Origin of the sequence: Marinobacterium profundum (assembly GCF_001528745.1) — a bacterium.
GTDB lineage: Bacteria > Pseudomonadota > Gammaproteobacteria > Pseudomonadales > Balneatricaceae > Marinobacterium_A > Marinobacterium_A profundum.
Genome location: NZ_BCNS01000136.1, coordinates 1 through 3,530 on the forward strand (window position 1 = coordinate 1; position 3,530 = coordinate 3,530).

The 3,530-nt window shown below is 39.4% G+C and carries 2 protein-coding genes; both read left to right on the forward strand.

Annotated features, from left to right (window positions below):
- Window positions 1-418: 418 nt before the first annotated feature.
- On the forward strand, window positions 419-2,224 hold the full coding sequence (locus tag MPRO_RS15665) for an ATP-binding protein (protein ID WP_082708859.1): 1,806 nt from the start codon (window positions 419-421) through the stop codon (window positions 2,222-2,224).
- Window positions 2,225-2,250: 26 nt separating this feature from the next.
- Window positions 2,251-3,324, forward strand: coding sequence for a DNA cytosine methyltransferase (locus tag MPRO_RS25145; protein ID WP_082708861.1), 1,074 nt, complete (start codon window positions 2,251-2,253; stop codon window positions 3,322-3,324).
- Window positions 3,325-3,530: the final 206 nt, after the last annotated feature.

Genomic DNA, 3,530 nt, shown 5'->3' on the forward strand with positions numbered 1-3,530 from the left:
TATTTGCCCGCCGGGTTAATATTACGAAGGTAAATCTCCCCTGGAACTGATCAGTACCGGGGATTTAACCGTGTTCGAACGTGTCTGCTGGCATATAGATGCGATGAGAGTGCTCTGAAATCTGTTGCGGTGCGGGATTTAACGAGCTAACAGCAACGGGTTCAGCTCTTGTCTTTTGCTTCTGCCTCTCATTATAAAGGCAAAAGGCAAGACCTGATCCCGCCCTCGCGTGCGTATTAATAAAAGTTTGACGATGCTGAGGCGTTTGACGACTCTAAGCCACCGCTGTTTTGGTGATTTGTTTATGTGCATTGTAAAAATTTTTAAATAATATCGATTCATAATATTGTATGAAAAATAAATCGCATGTAAAATTAGCAAATACTTTAAATTAACACTTTTCTAAAATGGTTGATATATGGCGAATATGGATGTTACCGGTATACTTAAATCTCTTAAGGATAATAAAAAGCTAGAACCATATATTAATTATATTCGTTTCCCGTATTACAAAAATCTGAGTGAGAACCTCAAGATTGAATTTTCCTTTCCTCTTACAGCAATTGTTGGACAAAATGGAACTAATAAAAGCTCTATATTGAGGGCAATATACGGCTGCCCTAAGGATTATAGTGTTGGTAATTTCTGGTTCTCTACAAAAATAGACCCTATTTCTGAAGATGGTGGCCGACCAAGATTTATATATTCATATTACCAGAAAGATGCGAAGAGAAATGTCGAGGTAATAAAAACAAGAATTAGGTACGTGAGTCGCACGACTAAAAGAGTCAACCCAGATTATTGGGAGCCCGCCCGTCCTTCTGTTAAAGATGGCATGGAAAAAATGCCTTTTTCTGGTACGGAAGGTCGAGAAAAAACCCGCTGGAAACTCATAGAAAAAGAAGTTGTTTTTATGGATTTTCGCAGTGAAATAAGTGCTTTTGATAAGTATTTCTATCACGGAGACCTCAAAGAGACACTCAGACATGGTACTAAGCAGGATTATATAAGGAGCAAGTCTTCTTTAATTAAAAAAGCAATTGACTGTGATCTAAAATCAAAAAGAATGTATAAAGGAAGTAAAGAACAAATTATTACCAATATTCTTCTCACTGAAGAACAGGTAAAGTATATATCTAAGATCCTTGGAAGAAAATACAACCAAATAAGATTATTACATCACCGATTTTTTAAAAAATCAGGTGAAACAGTTATTCTGCAGTCTGAAGATCTTAACTACAGCGAAGCCTTTGCAGGTAGCGGAGAGTTTTCCGTTATTATGCTGGTACACAGAGTGTTTGAAGCTAAGCCATGCTCATTAATCATTCTGGACGAGCCCGAAGTTTCATTACATCCGGGAGCACAGGAACGCTTAACTGAATTTTTGATAGATCGTATAAAAATTGATAAGCACCAGGTTGTGATAGGAACTCATTCGCCATTTATACTAAAAGGACTTCCGTCTACTGCCATCAAAACGCTGTATATGGATTCCGTTTCAAAAAAAATAAAAGCAACCAATGAAACAATACCTGAAGAGGCTTTTTTTCATCTTGGAATTAAAGATGAAAAAAAGTATACAATATTTGTAGAGGATAGACTTGCCGGGGAAATAGTTAAAAGATCTCTAAGGTTACTTGGGCAAGCAATTCATGAAAAATTCATGATCATATATCCTCCAGGAGGTGCTAGCGTTATATTAATGAGTCACATGCCAAGTTGCGCATTAGCTGACAGAAAAGACTCTTTATTTCTGATGGATGGTGATCAACGACCAAAAAAAACCATAGCTATAAAAGATAGTTTTTCTCAGCTTGATGATGATGCATTGGAAGAAAGTATTAATGAAATCGTAAATGGAAAGCTTAAAATTCCGGTTGACACTGGCGACGGTGGTAAAAATATAGCTCAGCTACGAAATTCTCGTATTAAAATCATGTCATATTGTCGCGATTTTTTGGATTATTTACCAGGTGAAACTCCTGAATCTTTCATTTGGGATAATATGCATTATGATTTAAGTAAGCATGATAAAGATTTTGAAAAAAACAGTTGCTACAAGTCTCGCTTTGAGCAGCTGTGTAGGTTAGAATTAGGAGTCGAGTCTTATGAAGACATTAGCTCTAATGATATTTTTCAAGTTCAGAAGAGATGCTTGGTAACAATCAATGATAGTCTTTTTACAGAGCTATCTAATAAAATCAAGGCTTTTCTGGGAGCCTAACTTGTATCTATTAAAGAGTATCATCAATGTCAATTAAGGTTTTTGATTTTTTTTCAGGTTGCGGTGGCACTAGCTGCGGCTTTGAATCTGCCGGCTTTGATATAGCTTTTGCTCTTGATAGTGATCCTGTTGCGATCGCTACTTTTCAAGAAAATTTTCCACGTGCGCATACCCAAGTTGCTAGTATACAAGATGTACACCCACGTATACTGACTCCTATAGTCGGAGAGCGCATTGAACCAATTTTATTTTGCGGGTGCGCACCTTGTCAGCCTTTCTCAAAGCAGAATAAAAATAAAAAAAGTGATGACCCTCGGCGTAGTTTACTTTTGGATTTTTCTAAGTTCGTTGAGCACTGGCTGCCTGAATATGTTGTCGTTGAAAATGTTCCAGGGATGCAGAAACTGAAATTATTAGGCCCGTTTGATCAGTTTCGGACATTTCTTGAAAAGCTCGGATATAAGACAGCATATGATGTTATACCAGCTTGTGGCTTCGGGGTTCCTCAAAAAAGGGAGCGATTGGTGTTAATTGCATCCATCATTAGCGATATAAGTTTACCTGAATTTTCGCATGATCCATCTAAAGGTATAGCTTATAGCACTGTAAGGGATTGGATATCTAACCTACCGACATTAGCTGCCGGTGAAGTTTGTGAAATTGATCCTGATCATCAAGCAGCTCGATTATCAGAAACAAATATTAAAAGAATTAAAGCCACCCCTGAGGGAGGTAGTCGGGATTCATGGCCTGAATACCTATGGTTGAATTGTCATAAAGAACATTCCGGTCACACCGACGTATACGGACGACTGCATTGGGACAGGCCTGCGAGTGGATTAACCACAAGATGCATTAGTCTTTCAAATGGAAGATTTGGCCATCCGACTCAAGATCGCGCCATATCTGTGAGAGAAGCTGCATGTTTACAGACATTTCCCAGAAACTACAAATTCAAAGGGTCGCTGCAGTCCAAAGCTCGTCAGATTGGTAATGCAGTCCCTCCTTTGATGGCACAGAGAGTAGGTGAAGCGATATATTCTCATTTTTTAGCCAGCAAAACTGAGCATGACTCACTAGGAAAAATAACGTCACCCTGATGTAAGATAGAGCGCGGGTACAACAGTCAGGTCTTGTCTTTTGCTCAAATCTTTAACAGGCAAAACCTGCCCGCCCCCAGGGGCGAAGACAGGGACTGTCAGGCCGCCGATTAGATACAGGAGTTCGGCTGGCCGGCAGCCCGTACGATGATGCCTGAGCGCAACGAAAAGCTTCGTCGCTGGGTGCGACTCCTGCGATCACCGCA

Bases quoted from the DNA above. Each gene is read 5' to 3' on its own strand.
- MPRO_RS15665 (WP_082708859.1), top strand. From the start codon at position 419: ATGGCGAATATGGATGTTACCGGTATACTTAAATCTCTTAAGGATAAT.
- MPRO_RS25145 (WP_082708861.1), top strand. From the start codon at position 2,251: ATGTCAATTAAGGTTTTTGATTTTTTTTCAGGTTGCGGTGGCACTAGC.